At 62.4% G+C, this 19,664-nt stretch carries 17 protein-coding genes and 1 other RNA gene; 13 read left to right on the top strand and 5 right to left on the bottom strand.

Annotated elements, in window-relative coordinates; all coding sequences use genetic code 11:
• Window positions 1–176: 176 nt before the first annotated feature.
• The 4 genes from ssrA to ompA form a co-directional block, all read right to left on the bottom strand.
• Window positions 177–549: a transfer-messenger RNA gene (gene ssrA / locus AABB87_RS08240) on the bottom strand.
• A gap of 13 nt (window positions 550–562) precedes the next feature.
• Window positions 563–1,264 (bottom strand): phosphoglycolate phosphatase, encoded by a 702-nt coding sequence (gene gph, locus AABB87_RS08235; protein ID WP_341970785.1) that lies wholly within the window; start codon window positions 1,262–1,264, stop codon window positions 563–565.
• A complete protein-coding gene (gene ubiG / locus AABB87_RS08230) occupies window positions 1,261–1,962 on the bottom strand; it encodes a bifunctional 2-polyprenyl-6-hydroxyphenol methylase/3-demethylubiquinol 3-O-methyltransferase UbiG (protein WP_445944848.1) in 702 nt (233 codons plus the stop codon). The genes gph and ubiG overlap by 4 nt, the downstream gene beginning before the upstream one ends.
• Before the next feature lie 107 nt (window positions 1,963–2,069).
• Complete coding sequence (ompA, locus tag AABB87_RS08225) at window positions 2,070–2,723, bottom strand: outer membrane protein OmpA (protein ID WP_341970962.1); 654 nt, start codon at window positions 2,721–2,723, stop codon at window positions 2,070–2,072.
• A 266-nt stretch (window positions 2,724–2,989) separates the two neighbouring features.
• On the opposite strand from ompA, the gene gyrA reads away from it, so the two are divergent.
• The 13 genes from gyrA (at window position 2,990) to AABB87_RS08160 (ending at window position 18,543) form a co-directional block, all read left to right on the top strand.
• Complete coding sequence (gyrA, locus tag AABB87_RS08220) at window positions 2,990–5,668, top strand: DNA gyrase subunit A (RefSeq protein WP_341970961.1); 2,679 nt, start codon at window positions 2,990–2,992, stop codon at window positions 5,666–5,668.
• Window positions 5,669–5,676: 8 nt separating this feature from the next.
• The gene (locus tag AABB87_RS08215) at window positions 5,677–6,276 is read left to right on the top strand and encodes a DUF2059 domain-containing protein (RefSeq protein ID WP_082679816.1); all 600 of its coding nucleotides are present in this window, start codon (window positions 5,677–5,679) and stop codon (window positions 6,274–6,276) included.
• A 92-nt stretch (window positions 6,277–6,368) separates the two neighbouring features.
• On the top strand, window positions 6,369–7,490 hold the full coding sequence (gene serC, locus AABB87_RS08210; protein ID WP_341970784.1) for a 3-phosphoserine/phosphohydroxythreonine transaminase: 1,122 nt from the start codon (window positions 6,369–6,371) through the stop codon (window positions 7,488–7,490).
• Window positions 7,483–8,607, top strand: a complete 1,125-nt coding sequence (gene pheA, locus AABB87_RS08205; RefSeq protein ID WP_058719253.1) for a prephenate dehydratase — start codon at window positions 7,483–7,485, stop codon at window positions 8,605–8,607. Before serC ends, pheA begins: the two co-directional genes overlap by 8 nt.
• Before the next feature lie 33 nt (window positions 8,608–8,640).
• Window positions 8,641–9,519 (top strand): prephenate dehydrogenase, encoded by an 879-nt coding sequence (locus AABB87_RS08200; protein WP_341970783.1) that lies wholly within the window; start codon window positions 8,641–8,643, stop codon window positions 9,517–9,519.
• Window positions 9,520–9,636: 117 nt separating this feature from the next.
• Window positions 9,637–11,736, top strand: coding sequence for a 3-phosphoshikimate 1-carboxyvinyltransferase (gene aroA / locus AABB87_RS08195; protein WP_341970782.1), 2,100 nt, complete (start codon window positions 9,637–9,639; stop codon window positions 11,734–11,736).
• A gap of 159 nt (window positions 11,737–11,895) precedes the next feature.
• Window positions 11,896–13,605: a 30S ribosomal protein S1 gene (gene rpsA, locus AABB87_RS08190; protein ID WP_058719250.1), complete on the top strand. Its 1,710-nt coding sequence runs from the start codon at window positions 11,896–11,898 to the stop codon at window positions 13,603–13,605.
• Window positions 13,606–13,855: 250 nt separating this feature from the next.
• Window positions 13,856–14,161 carry an integration host factor subunit beta gene (locus tag AABB87_RS08185; protein WP_341970781.1) on the top strand — a complete coding sequence of 102 codons (306 nt, stop codon included), beginning with the start codon at window positions 13,856–13,858 and terminating at the stop codon, window positions 14,159–14,161.
• Between the two features lie 67 nt (window positions 14,162–14,228).
• Window positions 14,229–14,528, top strand: a complete 300-nt coding sequence (locus AABB87_RS08180; protein WP_341970780.1) for a LapA family protein — start codon at window positions 14,229–14,231, stop codon at window positions 14,526–14,528.
• Window positions 14,518–15,672: a lipopolysaccharide assembly protein LapB gene (gene lapB / locus AABB87_RS08175; RefSeq protein ID WP_341970779.1), complete on the top strand. Its 1,155-nt coding sequence runs from the start codon at window positions 14,518–14,520 to the stop codon at window positions 15,670–15,672. Before AABB87_RS08180 ends, lapB begins: the two co-directional genes overlap by 11 nt.
• A gap of 114 nt (window positions 15,673–15,786) precedes the next feature.
• Entirely contained in the window at window positions 15,787–16,527 is a 741-nt protein-coding gene (locus tag AABB87_RS08170) for a hypothetical protein (protein WP_058719246.1), read from the top strand.
• A 19-nt stretch (window positions 16,528–16,546) separates the two neighbouring features.
• On the top strand, window positions 16,547–17,518 hold the full coding sequence (locus AABB87_RS08165; RefSeq protein WP_341970778.1) for a glycosyltransferase family 32 protein: 972 nt from the start codon (window positions 16,547–16,549) through the stop codon (window positions 17,516–17,518).
• Entirely contained in the window at window positions 17,518–18,543 is a 1,026-nt protein-coding gene (locus tag AABB87_RS08160) for a glycosyltransferase family 2 protein (protein WP_341970777.1), read from the top strand. The genes AABB87_RS08165 and AABB87_RS08160 overlap by 1 nt, the downstream gene beginning before the upstream one ends.
• Here the strand turns inward: AABB87_RS08160 and AABB87_RS08155 are convergent.
• The gene (locus AABB87_RS08155; RefSeq protein ID WP_341970776.1) at window positions 18,540–19,661 is read right to left on the bottom strand and encodes a glycosyltransferase; all 1,122 of its coding nucleotides are present in this window, start codon (window positions 19,659–19,661) and stop codon (window positions 18,540–18,542) included. The genes AABB87_RS08160 and AABB87_RS08155 overlap by 4 nt on opposite strands.
• Between the last annotated feature and the right edge of the window lie 3 nt (window positions 19,662–19,664).

Below are 19,664 nucleotides of genomic sequence, written 5' to 3'. Positions count from 1 at the left end.
GGATCGAATTGTCCCCGCACTTTTCTGCCCCGTCCGATGTCATCTCGAAATAAGAACCTGAAGGGTGCCAGTGCTGTCCCCCGAAAAGGCGTCGCGCAAAAATGCCATTTGGCGCCATCAAATGACAAAAAAGGCCTGAGTCATTGATGACTCAGGCCTTTTTGCCTTCATAAAAATGGTGGAGCCGGCGGGAATTGAACCCGCGTCCGCAAACCATCACCGGGCAGTTCTACATACTTAGCCTTCTGATTTGAATCTCACGGGCCAGAACGCGCAGGGGCACGCTTTCTTTCCCGCCAGTCACTAAATCTCGTTCTGTACCGAGTAACCCGATCCAAAACCAGCCCATGTGAATGACTTCTCAGCCTGTTGTCTTGCGACTTGGGCCCGGCCCATGGGCCAACCGTTGAGAAGCTCACGCGCAATTAAGCGGCGAGTGCGAACGTAGAGTCGTTTGCAGTTACTTTGTTTCCAGTGGTTTTACGAGCGAACTGGTGCTCGGTATGCCCTACTCCGGATCCGCATCCACGTCGAAACCTGGTCGGCCCCAGAACTTTGTATTTTAGGCCAGTCCGAGCACTTGCAAGAGCTCCGCAGGGCTAGAAAGCACAATATCTGCCCCCCAAGCGCTCACTGGCAGCCCATTTCCCAGATATCCCCAGGCCGCAGCGGCAGTTTGCATGCCGGCGGCGCGCCCCGCGACGATGTCGCGCTCATCGTCACCGACGTAAATGCAATGCTCGGGCAGCACGCCGGCACGCCTAGCCGCCTCCAGCAAAGGGGCCGGGTGCGGCTTGGCGTGCGGCGTGGTGTCACCACCCACCACCGCCTTGGCAGCGGCGCGCAGACCCAACGCTTCGGTCAAGGGCAAGGCAAAACGCTCGGCTTTGTTGGTCACCACACCCCAGCCTAAGCCAGCAGCATCCAAGCCCAGCAATAGCTGCTGGACCTGATCGAAGAGGGTCGTTTCTTGTGCCAGCCTAAGTTCGTAGCGATCCAGGAACTCGGTCTTCAAGGCCTCGTAGTCGGGGTGATGGGGGGCAATATCCAAGGCAGCACCCAACATGCCACGGGCACCCGCGCCAACCAAGGGCCGCAACACGGCCAAAGCCAAAGGCGGCAGGCCCCGGTCGTGGCGCATCTCATTGGCCGCACCCGCCAGATCGGGCGCGCTATCCACCAAGGTGCCGTCCAAGTCGAACAGCACCGTGGTCACCCGGCTAGGGCTAGGTAGACGCAGCTTTTCAGTCAGTACGGCGCTCATGCGGGCTTGCGGCAAGCCAGCAGATAGTTGACGTCGGTGTCGCTACCTAGGCTGTAGCGCTGGGTCAAAGGGTTGTACGTCAGGCCGCGGCTGGCCTGCAATTCCAAGCCGGCGTTGCGGCAAAACTGAGCCAATTCGGACGGGCGCAGAAAGCGCGCATATTCATGCGTGCCAGCCGGCAGCATCTTGAGGATGTATTCCGCACCAACAATGGCCAAGGCAAATGATTTGGCATTGCGATTGAGCGTGGACAAGAACACCCAACCACCCGGTTTCACCAGATCGGCACAGGCTTGCACCACAGAGCCTGGGTCCGGCACATGCTCGAGCATTTCCATGCAGGTCACGGCATCAAAGCTGGCGGGACGCTCTGCGGCCAGGGCCTCGACGGCAATCTCGCGGTATTCCACGTTCTCGGTACCTGCCTCCATCGCATGCAACTGAGCGACGCGAAGAGGTTTGGTCGACAAATCAATGCCCAGGGCGTTGGCGCCGCGGCGGGCCAAAGAATCGGTCAGGATGCCACCACCACAGCCCACATCAAGGACAGTCTTGCCTGCCAAGGGGCAATAGCTGGCGATCCAATCAAGCCGCAGCGGATTGATTTGGTGCAGCGGCTTGAATTCGCTCTCAACATCCCACCAACGATGGGCCAGGTCGCCAAATTTGGCTAGTTCTTGGGGGTCTGCATTGATCATGGCTGGAATGGTAATAGCTACTGACAAACAGGGGCGAAAACAGGGACGAAAAAAAGCCCCGCACAGGCGGGGCCTTCTCGCACAAAGCGCCCGAGGGCGCTTGGCAATTACTTAGCGCGGGTACCGACGACTTCGATTTCCACGCGGCGGTTCTTGGCGCGGCCTTCGGCAGTCTTGTTGTCAGCAACAGGAGCCTTCTCGCCCTTGCCTTCGGTGTAAACGCGGTTCTTCTCAGCACCGGCGCCAACCAAATAGGCCTTGACGGCTTCAGCACGCTTGACCGACAGCTTCTGGTTGTAAGCATCGGTACCAACGCTGTCGGTGTGACCGACGGCGATGATGACTTCCAGGTTGATACCCTTGGTCTTGGCCAGCAGGTCATCCAACTTGGCCTTGGCTTCAGGCTTCAGAGTTGCCTTGTCAAAGTCAAAGAAGGCATCAGCAGCGAAGGTGACCTTCTCGCTGACCGGAGCCGGGACGGGCTTCGGAGCAGGAGGAGCAGGAGGCACCACCACAGGAGGAGCAACGGGAGCTGGAGCCGAAGCCTTGGGGGCCGGCTTCAGTGCGCCATCGCATTCGGCCGCGGCAGTTGCCGGGGTCCAGTTGGCATCGCGCCAGCAATATTCATTGGTGCCGTTCTTCCAAACGGTGCCATCAGTTGCACGCCAGTTGTCGACCGTCTGCGCGAAAGCGCCGGACGATGCGAAGGCAGCGACCACAGCGACGGACATCAGCGACGCCACTCGATTCAATTTCTTCATGATTCTCCTCTCAAGGAATGCCGCAGTTGCCCTGCGAGTGCCCAGTAAGTGCTTGAACAAAACCTTAGATAGATCCCCGAATGCGGGTTTCTCCTAGGGACTCATCGATTGTGCCATAGGGCACCGATGGCTTCGTATTGTGGCGGCGTCGAACCGCAGAGTTGGCAATATTGTTGCGATCCTGCTACAGCCGCAGGCCTTTAGAATCACGGCTTCCGTCTCTAACGATGCAGGCTCACCTGATGGGTGCGGCCGCGCACAAGCGCATGACCCAGTTCGCCAAGGAAACATTGCCCATCAGCCTCGAAGAGGAAATGCGGCGCTCATACCTCGACTACGCCATGAGCGTGATCGTTGGCCGTGCACTCCCCGATGCTCGCGACGGCTTGAAGCCGGTGCACCGCCGCGTTTTGTTCGCGATGCACGAGTTGAACAACGATTGGAATCGGGCGTATAAAAAATCGGCTCGTATCGTTGGCGACGTGATTGGTAAATATCACCCACACGGGGATACCGCCGTCTACGACACCATCGTGCGTATGGCGCAGGATTTTTCCTTGCGCCATATGTTGGTTGATGGTCAGGGCAATTTCGGTTCGGTGGACGGCGATAACGCTGCAGCCATGCGATATACCGAAATCCGCTTGGCCAAAATCGCCCACGAAATGCTGGCCGATATTGACAAGGAAACCGTCAATTTCGGACCCAACTACGACGGCTCGGAAAAAGAGCCGCTGGTCTTGCCGGCCCGACTGCCCAACTTGCTGATCAACGGCTCCACCGGCATTGCCGTGGGCATGGCCACCAACATCCCGCCGCACAACCTCAACGAGGTGGTGGATGCTTGCCTGCACTCGCTGAAGAACCCGGATTGCACCGTCGATGAGTTGATGGAAATCATCCCGGCGCCAGACTTCCCGACCGCCGGCATCATCTACGGCCTGTCCGGTGCCCGTGACGGCTACCGCACCGGCCGCGGCAAGGTGGTGATGCGCGCCAAGGTCCACTTCGAGGACATCGACCGCGGCAATCGCCAGGCCATCATCGTTGACGAGATTCCATATCAAGTTAACAAGAAGACCCTGCTCGAGCGCATTGCCGAGCTGGTGCACGAAAAGAAGATCGAAGGCATCAGCCACATCCAGGACGAGAGCGACAAGTCCGGTATGCGCGTGGTGATCGAGTTGAAGCGTGGCGAAGTGCCCGAAGTGGTGCTGAACAATCTGTACAAACAGACCCAGCTGCAAGACACCTTCGGCATGAATATGGTGGCGCTGATCGACGGTCAGCCCAAGCTTTGCAATCTGAAAGACCTGATCACGGTCTTCCTGGAGCATCGCCGTGAAGTGGTCACGCGCCGGACGATTTTCGAGCTGCGCAAAGCGCGCGATCGCGGCCATGTGCTGGAAGGCCTGGCCGTGGCCATGGCCAATATCGACGAGTTCATCGCCACCATCAAGAACTCGCCCACACCGCCCGTCGCCAAGGCCGCCTTGATGGCCAAGAGCTGGGATTCCTCGCTGGTGCGCGAGATGCTGGTGCGCGCCGAGGGCGACACGCCTGGCGGCCGCAATGCCTTCCGCCCCGAAGGCTTGGAGCCGGTGTTCGGCATGCAGTCCGACGGCCTCTATCGCCTGTCTGACGACCAAGCCAGCGAAATCCTGCAGATGCGCTTGCAGCGCTTGACCGGCCTGGAGCAGGACAAGATCGTCAGCGAGTACAAGGAAGTGATGTCGCAGATCGCCGACTTGCTGGACATCCTGGCCAAGCCCGCCCGCGTCACCGCCATCATTGGCGAAGAACTGGTGCAAGTGCGCCAGGAATTCGGCCAGACCAAGATCGGCGCACGCCGCAGCGCGATTGAACATAACGCCCAGGAACTAGGCACCGAAGACCTGATTACGCCCACCGATATGGTGGTGACGCTCTCGCACACCGGCTACATCAAGAGCCAGGCGCTGAGCGAATACCGCGCGCAAAAACGTGGCGGCCGCGGCAAGCAAGCCACGCAGACCAAGGACGACGACTGGGTCGACCAACTCTTCATCGCCAACACCCACGACTGGATTCTTTGCTTCAGCAATCGCGGCCGTGTCTACTGGCTGAAAGTGTGGGAAGTGCCGCAGGGTTCGCGCAATTCGCGCGGCAAGCCCATCGTCAATATGTTCCCGCTCCAGCAAGACGAGAAGATCACCGTCGTGCTGCCTTTGACCGGTGAGTTCCGCAGCTTCCCAGAAGGTCACTTCATCTTCATGGCCACTGCCCTCGGCACGGTCAAGAAAACCTCGCTGGAAGACTTCTCCAACCCCCGCAAGGCCGGCATCATCTCCATCGCACTGGACGAAGGCGACCATCTGATCGGCGCAGCGCTGACCGACGGCAAGCATGACGTGATGCTGTTCAGCGATGGCGGCAAGGCCGTGCGCTTTGACGAAGACGATGTGCGTCCGCTGGGCCGCACCGCCCGCGGCGTGCGCGGCATGATGCTCGAGCCCGAGCAGCGCCTGATCGCCATGCTGGTGGCAGAGGACGAAACGCAAAGCGTGCTGACCGCCACCGAAAACGGCTATGGCAAGCGCACCTCCATCACCGAGTACACCCGCCACGGCCGTGGCACCAAGGGCATGATCGCCATCCAGCAGACCGAGCGCAACGGTCGCGTGGTGGCCGCCACCCTGGTGCGCGCTGAAGACGAGATCATGCTGATCACCGACCGCGGCGTGCTGGTGCGCACCCGTGTTTCGGAAATCCGTGAACTGGGCCGCGCCACGCAAGGCGTCACCCTGATTGCGCTGGATGATGGCTCTAAGCTCTCGGGCTTGCAGCGCATCGTCGAGAACGACGCCAACGAAGGCAATGCCGCTGAAGCCAGCGACGCTGCTGACGCCTCCAACGAACCAGCCAACCCGACCGACGACGCTGGCGACGACACCACCAAGGAATAAGCTTGAACATGACCACCAAGTCCATGAAGATCATCGCCGCCACCGCCTTGGCTCTGTGCGCCAATCTGAGCTTTGCGCAGTCCGCCACCTCGACCGCCTCGCCGGCCAAGAAGGAAATCATCGCCAAGCTGCTGTCCCTGCAAGCGCAGAGTTATGAACAGCTGGCCCGTGGTGTGCTGCAACAGCCACTGGGCAACCTGATGCAGGGCGCGGGTGCGGCCTTGCAGCAAGTGCCAGCCGAGAAGCGCGAGGCCACGGCCAAGGCGATCGAGGCCGACATCAAGAAATTCGTCGAAGACAACACGCCGATGATTCGCGACAAGGCCGTCAAGCTGGCCCCGTCCACCGTCGGCGCAGTGCTGGACGAGCGCTTCAGCGAGGATGAGCTCAAGCAATTGCTGAACTGGCTGGAGTCGCCGGTCAACAAGAAGTTCGGCCAAGCCAGCGGCGAGATGCAGAAGTCTTTGATGGACAAGCTGATGGCCGAGACCGGTCCCACGCTGGAGACCCGCTTCAAGACACTGCAGCAGTCGATTGGCAAGCAACTGGGCATCCAACCGGCCGCGTCAGCACCGGCCTCGGCCGCCAAGCCCGCAGTCAAGAAGTAAGCCCGCTTAGGCTTGCGACACAAGGCACCCAGCCAAGCTCGGTGCCTTGATTCGCGAAAGCACCCCTCATCTGCCGCCCTCGCCCCAAGTCCATGACCCAGCGCCCTTTCAATTTCTCCGCCGGCCCGGCCGCTCTGCCTGAAGAAGTCTTGAGCCAGGTGGCCGCCGAGATGCTGGACTGGCATGGCAGTGGCATGAGCGTGATGGAGATGAGCCACCGGGGCCCCGAGTTCACGGCGATCTGCGCGACGGCAGAGCGCGATCTGCGCGAGTTGCTGCAGGTGCCGAGCAATTTCCACATCCTGTTCATGCAAGGCGGCGGCTTGGCGGAGAACGCCATCGTGCCGCTGAACTTGTCGCGTGGCGGCGAAGTCGATGTGGTGGTCACCGGATCCTGGTCCAAAAAAAGCGCCGAGGAAGCGCGGCGTTATGCCGACGTTGGCATTGCCGCCGATGGTGCACCGGCCAAGTACAGCGCCATTCCCTCACCGGCCAGTTGGCAGCTGCGCAAGAACGCGGCCTATGTGCACATCTGTAGCAATGAAACCATCGACGGCGTCGAATTTCACCAACTGCCCGATCTGAAGGCGTTGGGCAGCGATGCACCCTTGGTGATCGACTGCTCGTCACACCAGCTCTCGCGCTCGATTGACTGGTCCAAAGTCGGCCTGGCCTTCGGCGGGGCGCAAAAGAATATCGGCCCTGCCGGCCTGACCCTGGTGTTTGTGCGCGAGGACCTGCTGGACCGCGCCCTGGCCATCTGCCCTTCGGCCTTTGAGTTCAAGACCGTGGCCGCAGCCCAGTCCATGTACAACACCCCGCCGACCTTTTCGATTTACGTGGCAGGCCTGGTGTTCCAGTGGCTCAAACGGTTTAGCTATGCCGGCAAGACCGGCGTGGCCGCCATCGAGCAGCGCAATATCGACAAAGCCGCCCTGCTCTACGGCGCGCTGGACGCTTCGAATTTGTTTGAGAACCGTGTGGCGGCCGATTGCCGCTCACGCATGAACATCCCTTTTTATCTGCGCGGCGAGTACAACACGCCGGCGCTGAACGCGGCCTTCCTGGATGGCGCGAAAGCACGACAACTGCTGCAACTCAAAGGCCACAAGTCGGTGGGCGGCATGCGTGCATCGATCTATAACGCCATGCCACTGGAGGGCGTGCAAGCCCTGGTGGCATACCTGAAGGATTTTGAGGCACAACATGGCTGACACTCCGGCTGGCAGCGAAGGCACGAACGCCGCGCCAGCAAGCGAATTACTGGCATTGCGCGATCAGATTGACGCGCTGGACAAGACACTCCTCGATGTATTGAACCGCCGCGCCAAGGTGGCCGAGTTGGTGGGCGAGGTCAAGCGCCGCGAAGGCACGCCCTTCTTCCGCCCCGACCGCGTGGCGCAAGTGATCGAGAAAATCAAGGCCGCCAACCCCGGCCCGCTGCAAGGCGAGCATGTGGCCGCCATTTGGCGCGAAATCATGTCGGCCTGCCTGGCACTCGAGTCGCCACAGCGCGTCGCCGTGCTGGGCCCGGTGGGCACCTTCTGCGAGCAAGCGGCGATCGAGTATTTCGGCGGCGCCGCCGATCTAATTTACTGCGCCAACTTTGACGAAGTCTTCCACGCCACCGCCAGCGGCAGCGCCCAATATGGCGTGGTGGGCGTTGAGAATATGACCGAGGGCGTGGTGACTCGCTCGCTGGACTTGTTCCTGCACACACCCACCCATGTGGTCGGTGAAGTCAGCCTGCTGATCCGCCACAACCTGATGTGCAAGGAAAATTCCTTGGCTGGCATCAAGGCCGTGCTGGCGCATCCGCAAGCCCTCGCGCAATGCCAGAACTGGCTCAATAAACATTTACCCGACGCCGAACGCCGGGCCGTCAGCAGCAATGCTGAGGGCGCCCGTCTGGCAGCCAGCAACCCCGAGTGGGCGGCCATTGCCGGCGAGCGCGCCTCCACCATTTTCGGTCTGCACATCGTCGCCCACGCGGTGCAGGACGAGGCTTACAACCGCACCCGCTTCGCCGTCATCTGCCTGCCGCAAACCATGGCCACGCCACCGGCCACGGGCCGCGACTGCACCAGCCTGATCGTCTCGGTGCCGAACCGACCTGGCGCTATGCATGATCTGCTCGTGCCACTGAAGACCCATGGCGTGTCGATGACGCGCCTGGAATCGCGCCCAGCACGCACCGGCCAGTGGGATTACTATTTCTACATTGATCTGGACGGCCACCCGACGCAGCCCCATGTAGCGGCAGCCTTGGCGGAGTTGCGTGAGTTGTGCGCCTTCTTCAAGATCATTGGCGCTTACCCAGTGAAAGCCTAAGTGCCTAAGCAAGGCCCGAAAACCCGAAGCAGTATGTACAAGCAACTTGGCGTGATTGGCTGTGGCCTGATGGGCGGATCGTTTGCCCTGGCGATGAAGAAGGCCGGCCTGCTCAAGCGCGTCATCGGCTATAGCAAATCCCCCTCCACCACCGAGACCGCCAAGCGCCTCGGTGTGATCGACGTTGCCGCTGAATCAGCCCTGCTGGCCGTGGCCGGCTCGGACATCGTGCTGGTGGCCGTTCCCGTGTCCGCCACCGAAGCGACCTTGAAGTCGATTCGCGACCTGATCACGCCGCAGATGCTGGTGATGGATGTCGGCTCCACCAAGTGCGATGTCAGCGATGCCGCCCGCGCCGCCCTGGGTGACCGCCTGCCCAGCTTTGTGCCGGCCCACCCGATTGCCGGCAAGGAAAGCGGCGGCGTTCAACATGCCGAGGCCACGCTTTACCAAGGCCGACAAGTCATCCTCACGCCCTTGCCCGAGACCAGCCCGCTCGCAGTGCAAAAAGCCACCGATGTGTGGTCTAAGCTCGGCGCGCAGGTGTTGAAGATGACGCCCAAGAATCACGACGCAGCCTTTGCGGCGGTCAGTCATTTGCCTCATCTGCTGGCCTTCGCCTATTTCCAGTCGGTAGCGACCCAGGCCTCCGGGCGCGATTTTTTGAGCCTGGCCGGCCCCGGCTTTCGCGACTTCACCCGCATCGCCGCCAGTGACCCGGCGGTCTGGCGCGATATCTTGATGGCCAACAAGGCCGAAGTTCTGGTGCAGGCCCAACGTTTTCGCCAGACCCTGGATGCGCTGGAAGCCTTGATCAAGGCCGACGACGCCGCCGCGCTGGAGGCACGCATCCGTTTGATCTCCGAAGCGCGCGCGCAATGGCAAATGGGCGCGCCGCGTTTGCTCAAGTAGCCGCCAGCTATTTCCGCACCGCTTTTCGCCGCCCGCCCAGCAGCAGACGCCGCAGCCGACACCGCCGTAGATAAAACCACGTGAACCACCTGGTTTGCGCCCCAACTGTTCACGCCCATGTTCAAGACTCCTTTCCTCGACCTCCCTCCGCTGCGCAGCGCCGCCGGCACCGTGCGTTTGCCGGGTTCCAAGAGCATTTCCAACCGCGTGCTGCTGCTGGCGGGCCTGTCGGAAGGCCGCACCGCCGTGCACGACCTGCTGGATTCGGACGACACCGCCGTGATGCTGGCTTCGCTGAAAGAGCTGGGCTGCGTGCTGGACACCGGTCACGACGGCGTGCTGCATGTCACCGGCATCGGCGCGCAACTGCGCCAGCGCGAAGCCAAGCTTTTCCTCGGCAACGCCGGCACCGCCATGCGCCCGCTCACCGCGGCACTGGCCCTGCTGGCCGCAACCCAAGGCGCCAGCTTCGAGCTCAGCGGCGTGCCGCGCATGCACGAGCGGCCCATCGGTGATTTGGTGGACGCCCTGCGCCTGCTGGGCTGCCACATCGACTGCCTGGGCAATGAGGGCTACCCACCGCTGCGGCTGAGCGGCCCCTCCGCGCTCAAGCTGGATCAGCCCGTGCGCGTGCGCGGCGACGTGTCCAGCCAATTCCTCACCGCCCTGCTGCTGGCACTGCCCTTGGTGGCGACCGAGCAAGCCGTGGTAGTCGAGGTGACGGGCGAGCTGATCTCCAAGCCCTATGTTCACATCACCCTGGCCCTGCTGGAGCGCTTCGGCATCCAGGTGCAGCGCGAGGGCTGGCAACGCTTCACCATCCCGGCCGGCAGCCGCTACCGCTCGCCCGGTGATATTCACGTCGAGGGCGACGCCTCCTCGGCCTCCTACTTCGTTGCTTTGGGCGCCATCGCGGCCAATGACGAGGCGCTGCGCATCGAGGGCGTGGGCCACGCCAGCCTGCAGGGCGATGTGCGCTTTGTCGAAGCCGCCCAGTCCATGGGCGCGCAAGTTGAGATGGGGCCGAACTGGCTGGAAGTGCGGCGCGGCGCCTGGCCGCTGCGCGGCATCGAGCTGGACTGCAACCACATCCCCGACGCCGCCATGACCCTGGCCGTGATGGCCTTGTACGCGGATAGCCCGACAACCTTGCGCAATATCGCCAGCTGGCGGGTCAAGGAAACCGACCGCATCGCCGCCATGGCCACCGAGCTGCGCAAGCTGGGCGCGGAGGTGGAAGAAGGCAGCGACTGGCTACGCGTTCACCCGCTGCGCGAATGGCAGCCTGCCGCCATCCACACCTACGACGATCACCGCGTGGCGATGTGCTTCTCCTTGGCGGCCTTCAACGGCTTGCTGGCGGATCGCGCCCCGGAGCGCATCAAAAACGACCCGCAGCAAGCGCTCAAGCGCGGTGCAGGTGGCGAGCAACAGGGTGAGCCCGACGCCGCCGTGCCGGTGCGCATCCTCGACCCGCAGTGCGTGGCCAAGACCTTCCCGGACTATTTTGAAACCCTGTTCTCGGTGGTCGAGGCGCGCGCGCAAGACATCCCGGTCATCACCATCGACGGCCCCACTGCGTCCGGCAAAGGCACACTCGCCGACCAAGTCGCCCACGCCCTGGGTTACATCATTCTCGATTCCGGCTCGCTCTATCGCGCTTGCGCGCTAGCGGCTGACCGGGGCGAGGTCGACCTCAATGATGGCGCGGCCGTCGCGGCCGTGGCCGGTGAGCTGAATCTGAGCTTCAAGAATGGCCGCGTCTGGCTGGACGAGGAAGACATCACCGACGAGCTGCGCCGCGAAGCCACCGGACTGATGGCCTCCCAGGTAGCCGCACACCCGGCAGTGCGCACCGCGCTGAACCAATTGCAGCTCAATTTCCGCCGTTTGCCGGGCTTGGTGGCTGACGGGCGCGATATGGGCACCGCCGTCTTCCCTGACGCCCAGCTCAAGGTATTTCTCACAGCCAGCGCCGCAACGCGCGCCGAGCGGCGGTATAAGCAATTGATTTCCAAGGGGTTTTCGGCTAATATCGTGGGCTTGCGTGAAGATTTGGAGAGTCGGGACGCACGGGATAAAAACCGCGCCGCATCGCCTCTTCTAGCTGCCGCAGACGCACAAATGCTCGACAACTCGGCCCAAACGATTGAGGAATCACTCGATTTGGTGTTGGATTGGTGGGCACAAAAAAGGCCATTTGCCGTTCAGCGTTGAACGACAAATGACCCGGCCAAGGCCTTAAAAACCGAAGCCAAAACGTCGCCAGGGCTCCAGTGCCCCGGCGCTGTCAACAACCTAACCCGTAAAGCCCTCACAGGCCTTGCACCCACCGCCTGCGAACAAACGCTTGTTGCAGCAGGTCCAGGAAACCTCATGTCCCAAACCCAAACCGCAGCTTTCGCTCCTGACTCTTTTGCCGCCATGTTCGAGGAGTCGCTGCAGCGCTCCGACCTGCGCGCCGGTGAAGTGATCTCGGCCGAAGTCGTGCGCGTTGAGCACAGCTTTGTGGTTGTGAACGCCGGCCTCAAGTCTGAAGCCTACGTGCCAATCGAAGAATTCAAGAACGACCAGGGCGAGCTGGAAGTTCAAATCGGCGACTTCGTTTCCGTGGCGATCGACGCCATCGAAAACGGCTACGGCGACACCATCCTGTCGCGCGACAAGGCCAAGCGTCTGGCCTCGTGGCTGTCGCTGGAAACCGCACTGGAGTCGGGCGACTTCGTGACCGGTACCGTGTCGGGCAAGGTCAAGGGCGGCCTGACCGTTCTGGTCAATGGCATCCGCGCTTTCCTGCCGGGTTCCCTGCTGGACACACGTCCGGTCAAGGACATGAGCCCGTACGAAGGCAAGACCATGGAGTTCAAGGTCATCAAGCTGGACCGCAAGCGCAACAACGTCGTGTTGTCGCGTCGTGCTGTGGTTGAAGCTTCGATGGGCGAAGAGCGCGCCAAGCTGCTGGAAACGCTGGCCGAAGGCGCCATCGTTCAAGGCGTGGTCAAGAACATCACCGAATACGGTGCGTTCGTGGACCTGGGCGGTATCGACGGCCTGCTGCACATCACCGACATGGCATGGCGCCGTGTCCGTCACCCGAGCGAAGTGGTCACGGTTGGTCAGGAACTGACCGCCAAGATCCTGAAGTTCGATGCTGAGAAGAACCGCGTTTCGCTGGGTCTGAAGCAGCTGGGCGACGATCCTTGGTTCGGCGTTGCTCGTCGTTACCCCACCAGCACCCGCCTGTTCGGCAAGATCACCAACATCGCTGACTACGGCGCATTCGTTGAAATCGAGCCGGGCATCGAAGGTCTGGTGCACGTGTCCGAAATGGACTGGACCAACAAGAACGTTGCTCCTTCCAAGCTGGTCACCCTGGGCGACGAAGTCGAAGTCATGGTCCTGGAAATCGACGAAGACAAGCGTCGCATCTCCCTGGGCATGAAGCAGTGCAAGGCCAATCCTTGGGAAGATTTCGCTGAAACCGTCAAGCGCGGCGACCGCGTCAAGGGCCCCGTCAAGTCGATCACCGACTTCGGCGTGTTCGTTGGCCTGGCTCAAGGCATCGACGGCCTGGTGCACCTGTCCGACCTGTCGTGGAACGAAACCGGCGAAGCTGCTGTGCGCAACTTCAAGAAGGGCCAAGAAGTCGAAGCCCTGGTTCTGGCTGTGGACGTCGAGCGCGAGCGCATCTCCCTGGGCATCAAGCAGCTGGACAGCGACCCGTTCACCACCTACACCACGGTCAATGACCGCGGCATGACGGTGACCGGCAAGGTCAAGACTGTTGACGCTCGTGGCGCCGAGATCGAACTGGCCGACGAAGTGCTGGGCTACCTGCGCGCTTCCGAAATCAGCCGTGACCGCGTTGAAGACGCACGCAATGTGCTGAAGGAAGGCGACGAAGTCTCCGCCCTGATCGTGAATGTGGATCGCAAGACCCGCAACATTCAACTGTCGATCAAGGCCAAGGACAACGCCGACAACCAAGAAGCCATGCAGCGCCTGAGCGCCACTGCTGAGCGCGAAAGCGCCGGCACGACCAGCCTGGGCGCCCTGCTGCGCGCCAAGCTGGACAACCAAGGCTGAGACCGGACATAAATCCCGGAAGGGATTTATGCCTGTCGAAGGCTCAAACGCGATACGCGCGTTTGAGCCGGGCAAGCAAGGGTGAGATCAGTGCGCTGTGCTAATCTCGCCTCGCTCAAAAAAGGGCTCGTCACTTCCAAGTGCGAGCCCTTTTCAATCCTGTAGCCCCAGGTTTTGCGCAAGAGCTTCTGCCATTGATTTCTTGCGCAAGTCCTCGGACCCTCCATCGACCGTTTCAGACAACACCACAATGACTCGCTCCGACTTGGTTGCTCTGCTGTCAGAGCGCTTTGGCCAATTGGCCCAGCGCGACACCGAATTTGCCGTCAAGACGATTCTGGACGCCATGTCCGACGCCCTGGCGCGCGGCCATCGCATCGAAATTCGCGGCTTTGGCAGCTTCACCGTCAATCGCCGCCCGCCGCGCAAGGGCCGCAATCCACGCAGCGGCGAACAGGTCTTGATCCCTGAAAAACTGGTGCCTCACTTCAAGCCCGGCAAAGCCTTGCGTGAAGGCGTGGACGCCAAAAGCTCGCTCGAAGCCAGCGCGCCTTAAAGTCGGATCAGCGCCGACAGAGGCTTTGCGCGGAGGTGTGCCGCGGCACCCGTAGAATGCCTACTCCATGCGCATCTTCATCTGGCTTTTCAGAGCCTTCCTCTTCTTCACGCTCTTCGCCTTCGCGCTGAACAACAGCCACGAAGTCGTGGTGCGTTGGTTCTTTGGCCATGAGTGGCATGCCCCCTTGGTCATCATCGTGCTGACGGCCTTCGGTCTGGGCTGCGGCTTTGGCGTACTGGCCATGGTGCCGGCCTGGTGGCATCACCGCCGGGTTGCCAAACGCGCGCCGCTTGAAGACAACGCGGCGGCCACGCCAACCGCCACCGATCCCCTGCCCCCTACCGCGATCCACGATGGAATTTGACCTGCGCTGGCTGCTGTTCGCGCTGCCGGCGGCGTTTGCGCTGGGCTGGTTAGCCTCTAAGCTCGATGCCCGCCAGTGGAAGCGCGAACAGCGCGATGCCCCCAAAGCCTATTTCAAAGGACTGAACCTGTTGCTCAACGAGCAGCAGGACAAAGCCATCGACGCTTTCATTGAAGCCGTCCAGAACGACCCCGACACCTCCGAACTGCACTTCGCGCTAGGCAATCTGTTTCGCCGCCGCGGCGAATATGAGCGCGCCGTGCGGGTGCACCAACATCTACTGGCCCGCGGCGATCTGCCGCGCGCCGAGCGCGATCGCGCCCAACATGCACTGGCGCAAGACTTCTTCAAAGCCGGCCTGTTTGACCGTGCCGAGGAAGCCTATGCTGCACTGCGCGGCAGCGCTTTCGAGAACGAGGCGGAACTGGCTTTGCTGAGCCTGTTTGAGCGCTCGCGCGAATGGCGCAAGGCGGTCGAGGTCGCACGACATTTGGAGCAAGCCGGTACGGCATCTTTTGCCACCCGCATCGCCCACTATTTGTGCGAACTGGCGCTGGAAGCGCTGGCGCGTGAGCAGATCGACGAAGCCAAGGGTCTGCTGCAAGAGGCCCGCAAGGCTGCGCCCCAAGCCGCCCGTGCCCATGTGTTGACCGGCCAAATGCTGGCCCGCCGCGGCCATGCCGAAGCCGCCATGGCCGCTTACGCCGAGCTGCTGGCCTTGAACCCCGAGGCCTTCAATCTGGTCGCCAAGGATTACGCCGAGGCTGCCTTGGCTTGCGGCAGCGGCAGCGCTGAACGCGCGTTGGCCACCCTCAGCGCCCAATACCAGCGCACGCCGGGCTTACATCTGCTGGGCGCCATCGCCAAGCTCGAGCCCGCCGCCGCACAGCAACGCCAGCGCCTCACCGAACACTTGCGCGAGCAGCCCAGCTTGAGCGCAGCGCGCAGCCTGCTGGCTGTCAGCGCCTCCAAGCTCAGCGAAGAGGAAGCGCCCCTGGTCGGCGTGGCCCTGGACCGCGCCGCCCGCCCGCTGCAACGCTATCGCTGCGCTGCCTGTGGCTTTGAAGCCCAGCACTATTTCTGGCAATGCCCCGGTTGTTTGAACTGGGACACCTATCCGCCCCGTCACGTCGAAGAACTATGACCCACCCCCGAAGCGCTACCGCGCGTCCCCCTCAAGGGGGCGGCGCCAGCAGCCCGGCAAAGCCGGTTCTGCGGCCCCTACTTGGCTTGGACATGAGTTCCGCGAAAGATTGAAATGAGCGCTACACGAGTCATCCTCTGCATGAAATGGGGCACCAAGTACGGCCCCGAATATGTGAACCGGCTCTACGCCATGGTGCGCCGGCACCTCGTGGGCGAATTCAAATTCGTCTGCCTGACCGACCGCACCGAAGGCATCCGCGCCGAGGTGCAGTGCTTCCCCATCCCCGAACTGACCTTGCCTAACGGTGAGCCCGAGCGGGGCTGGAAAAAGCTGACCACCTTCAGCCCCGACCTGGGCCAGCGCTACGGCCTGCAAGGCACGGCCTTGTTCCTGGACTTGGATGTGGTGATCGTGGACGACATCACGCCCTTCTTTGAAGTGCCGGGCGAGTTTTTGATCATTCACGACTGGAAGCGCCCTTGGCGCATCACCGGCAATTCCTCGGTCTACCGCTTCGAGCTGGGCGCGCACGATGACGTGCTGACGCAGTTTTGCGCCAACCAAGCCCAGGCCAAGGCCGATTTCCGCAACGAGCAGGCCTTTTTGACCGATGTCTTGCACAAGCAAGGCAAGGTGAAGTACTGGGAGTCCAGCTGGTGCGCCAGCTACAAATACCACTGCTTACCCGTCTGGCCGACCAGTTACTGGCGCGAGCCCTTCATCCCCAAGGGCGCGCGCATCCTGATCTTCCACGGCGTGATGAACCCGCCCGATGCCCTGGCCGGCCGTAACAACGGCAACTGGCGCCATGCGCGCCCGGCGCCCTGGATCGCCCAGCACTGGTGCGAGTGAAAGTAGAAGGCGTGTTGGTATGACGGTCTGGGCAGTTCTGCTGGGCGTGCTGCAACTGCTTGCGGCCGTGTTGCTGCTGGTATTGGGCTGGGAAGTGTTGCGGGTCTTGCGCGCCCGGGTGCCGGCGAATGCGCAACAAGTAGCCATCGGCAAGGTCCCGCAGCAAGCACCTGCCGCCATCCCCAAAATCATCTGGGCCTATTGGCATGAAAGTCCACCGCCGGCCTTCATTCAGCAATGCCAAGCCAATTGGCGCCGCTTTGCACCCGACCATGAATTGCGCCTGCTGCACCAGGGCAATTTCCGCCAGTGGCTGAAGGACGAGGACGGCGACCTACTGAGCCGGCTTGATGCCCTGCCGCATTACCGCCAGGCCGATTGGCTGCGCCTGCAATTGCTGGCGCTCCATGGTGGCCTGTGGGTCGATGCCTCGATCTTGCTGTGTCAAAGCCTGGACTGGGTGCATCAAGCCCAGCGCGAGCACAAGGCCGAATTCGTCGGTTTTTATATTGACCGCTTCACGACCCGGCCCGATCAGCCCATCGTTGAAAACTGGTTCATGGCGGCCCCGCCCGAGAGCCCGTTTGTCAGCGCGCTGGCCGCAGAGTTCGAACTGGCCATCAGCTTGGGCGAAGCGGCCTATCTGGACCGCTTGCGAGAGCAAGGCAAGCTCGCCCGCGTGGTTCAGGGTCTGGGCCCCAAGGACCAGCAATACCTCATCATGCATGTGGCTGCCGCCGTGATTCTGGATGCGGGTGAACAGGCCTATCGCCTCGCCCTGACCCGCGCGGAAGACTCCGCCTTCGCCTTTCACAAGGCCCTGGGCTGGCGCAAGCGGCATTTGTTTGCGCGTCTGGCCTGGACGCCCTGCCCCAACCGCCTGCCGGTGTTGATCAAGCTGCGTGGCGGCGACCGGCGCGTCTTTGAGCGCGGCGTGGCCAAGGGTCAGGTCTTGCCAGGCAGCGCACTGGCCAAACTGCTGCAGCGCTGATGGGTCAAACGCCCACGCCCTGGCTCAGCATTCTGCTGCCGGTCTACCGGGTCGAAGCCTATCTGCTGGCCTGCGCTGACTCGATTCTTCAGCAGGCCGATGCCGGTGTGGAGCTGGTTTTCGTGGACGACGCCTCACCCGATGGCTCGGGCGCCTTGCTGGCCCAACTCCAACAAGCCCACCCGCGCCACGTGCGCGTGCTGACGCAAAGCCATAACCAAGGGGTCAGCGCGGCTCGCAACCGCTTGCTCGACGAAGCGCGTGGCGACTACCTCTGGTTCATTGACCCGGACGATTTGGTCGAGCCCGGCGTGATCCCCAAGCTCAAGGCCTTGATTGAGGCCGAGGGGCCGGATCTGATCATGTGTGACTTTCGCGCCTTCGAGGATGAGAGCGGCCGCGTACGCAAGCCGCGCCTGGCCCATGTCAGCACTTTTGAGGACCAAGCCGGCAGCACAGGCCATTTGTGCCATGACCGGAATCCCTTGATTCAGGGCCTGTTCAAGGCGGGGCAACTGCACCCCTGGTCCAAGATCATCCGCCGCGCCATCTGGCCGGCCGAGCTGCGTTTCCCCCTGGGCCGCATCTTCGAAGATCTGGCCGTGTTGCCGCGCCTGGCTTTGCAGGTCAACAGCTACCACCACGTGCCCGAGGTCTGGGTCGGCTATCGCCAACGTCCCGGCAGCGCGCTGGCTAATTTGTCGGCAGCCCGCATCGATGACTGGATGCAGGCCCTGCTGGGTTACGGCGCAGCTATGAAGGCGAGCGGCACACCCTTCCATGCACAAACCGAGTTTGAAGTGGCCCATTTCAGTGCCCGCACCTTGTTGCGGGCCTGCAAGCGGCGGCGGGCGCTCGGCAACACCGATGCCAACAGCGATGCCGCAGGCGACCTGAAGCGATTTATTCAGGAGTGGCGCCTCTCTTCGCCGCTGACGACAGACCAACTGCTGCAAGCCTATCTGCGCCGTGGCATGGTGCTGCGCGCCCTGCAGTTCTGGCTGTGCCTGCGCCACGCGGCTTAGAGCGAGAGCAACAAGTCCTCGTAGCGCTGGGTCATCAAGGCCACGCCATGTTCACGAAGAGCCTGCTCGCGCGCTGCCGCGCCCAAGGCGGCGGCGAACCGCGGATCGCGTAGCAAACGCGCCAAAGCCTCAGCCAAAGCCGCAGCATCGCCTTCGGGCACCAGCAAGCCGGTTCTCTCGGCGTCCAACAAGCCCTCTACCCCCGGCACCAGGCTGGCCACGCAGGCACAGCCGGCCGCCATGCCCTCCACCAAGGCCAAGGGCATGCCCTCGTAATGGGTGGATAGCACGCATATCTGCTGGCTCATCAGCAGCTGCGGCATCTGCGCGTAATGGCCAAGAAATTCCACCTGGGCGCCCAGGCCCAACTCGCTTACCAGCCGCTCTGCGGCCTGCCGGTAGCTGGCCTTGCCCGCGCCAGCCAGAAAGAGCTTGGGGCGCAGGCCTTGCTGGCCCAGCAGGTGCAAAGCGCGAATCAAGGTGAGATGGTCCTTCTGGCGCGCAAAGCGGGCCGACATCACCAACCCCGGCGCGCGTTGCGTAAAGTCTTGCTGCGCAGCGGCCTCAAAGCGCTCCAGCTTGACGCCATTGGGAATGGCCAGGGTCTTGGCCTCAGGCAAGCCCATCTGCACCAGGCGCCGCCGCACGCCTTCGGATACGCCCACCAGCTTGGCCGTGTAGCGGCTCAGCCAGCGCGACTGCGCGGCACGCCAGACGCTGTAGCGTTCGCGGCTGTTGTGCTCCACCTGCGCTAATGCCGGCACCTTGGCCCACAGCCCGGCCCAGCGGCCGATCAAATGCTCGGGGAAGCCATGCGCCATCAACACGGCAGGCCGCCACTCCACACACAAGCGTCGCAAAGCCCAGATCGTGGCCAGATGCGACCAGCCCGGCAGCACCACCACCCGCAAGCCGCGCTCGCGCAGCGCCTGCACGCGGGCGGCATCGGTATTGCGTTTGCGGCGCAGCACCAGCATGGGCTCGATGCGCGAGCCGGCCAGCGAGGCCAAGCACAAATCAACGGCCACTTGGGTGGCACCGGAAAACCCACCGGTCACGAAGTGCAGCACACGCACACGATGCGTCGGCGCGACGCTTGAATTCTCTGGAACGCTCATGCC

The sequence above is a fragment of the Roseateles sp. PN1 genome, from assembly GCF_038419725.1.
GTDB lineage: Bacteria > Pseudomonadota > Gammaproteobacteria > Burkholderiales > Burkholderiaceae_C > Paucibacter_A.
This window is presented reverse-complemented; position numbering and strand designations above follow the sequence as displayed.

What these genes read in the sequence shown, in the direction of transcription:
- gph (WP_341970785.1), bottom strand. Translation starts at nt 1,264, where the DNA reads ATGAGCGCCGTACTGACTGAAAAGCTGCGTCTACCTAGCCCTAGCCGG.
- ubiG (WP_445944848.1), bottom strand. Translation starts at nt 1,962, where the DNA reads ATGATCAATGCAGACCCCCAAGAACTAGCCAAATTTGGCGACCTGGCC.
- ompA (WP_341970962.1), bottom strand. Translation starts at nt 2,723, where the DNA reads ATGAAGAAATTGAATCGAGTGGCGTCGCTGATGTCCGTCGCTGTGGTC.
- gyrA (WP_341970961.1), top strand. Translation starts at nt 2,990, where the DNA reads ATGACCCAGTTCGCCAAGGAAACATTGCCCATCAGCCTCGAAGAGGAA.
- AABB87_RS08215 (WP_082679816.1), top strand. Translation starts at nt 5,677, where the DNA reads ATGACCACCAAGTCCATGAAGATCATCGCCGCCACCGCCTTGGCTCTG.
- serC (WP_341970784.1), top strand. Translation starts at nt 6,369, where the DNA reads ATGACCCAGCGCCCTTTCAATTTCTCCGCCGGCCCGGCCGCTCTGCCT.
- pheA (WP_058719253.1), top strand. Translation starts at nt 7,483, where the DNA reads ATGGCTGACACTCCGGCTGGCAGCGAAGGCACGAACGCCGCGCCAGCA.
- AABB87_RS08200 (WP_341970783.1), top strand. Translation starts at nt 8,641, where the DNA reads ATGTACAAGCAACTTGGCGTGATTGGCTGTGGCCTGATGGGCGGATCG.
- aroA (WP_341970782.1), top strand. Translation starts at nt 9,637, where the DNA reads ATGTTCAAGACTCCTTTCCTCGACCTCCCTCCGCTGCGCAGCGCCGCC.
- rpsA (WP_058719250.1), top strand. Translation starts at nt 11,896, where the DNA reads ATGTCCCAAACCCAAACCGCAGCTTTCGCTCCTGACTCTTTTGCCGCC.
- AABB87_RS08185 (WP_341970781.1), top strand. Translation starts at nt 13,856, where the DNA reads ATGACTCGCTCCGACTTGGTTGCTCTGCTGTCAGAGCGCTTTGGCCAA.
- AABB87_RS08180 (WP_341970780.1), top strand. Translation starts at nt 14,229, where the DNA reads ATGCGCATCTTCATCTGGCTTTTCAGAGCCTTCCTCTTCTTCACGCTC.
- lapB (WP_341970779.1), top strand. Translation starts at nt 14,518, where the DNA reads ATGGAATTTGACCTGCGCTGGCTGCTGTTCGCGCTGCCGGCGGCGTTT.
- AABB87_RS08170 (WP_058719246.1), top strand. Translation starts at nt 15,787, where the DNA reads ATGAGCGCTACACGAGTCATCCTCTGCATGAAATGGGGCACCAAGTAC.
- AABB87_RS08165 (WP_341970778.1), top strand. Translation starts at nt 16,547, where the DNA reads ATGACGGTCTGGGCAGTTCTGCTGGGCGTGCTGCAACTGCTTGCGGCC.
- AABB87_RS08160 (WP_341970777.1), top strand. Translation starts at nt 17,518, where the DNA reads ATGGGTCAAACGCCCACGCCCTGGCTCAGCATTCTGCTGCCGGTCTAC.
- AABB87_RS08155 (WP_341970776.1), bottom strand. Translation starts at nt 19,661, where the DNA reads ATGAGCGTTCCAGAGAATTCAAGCGTCGCGCCGACGCATCGTGTGCGT.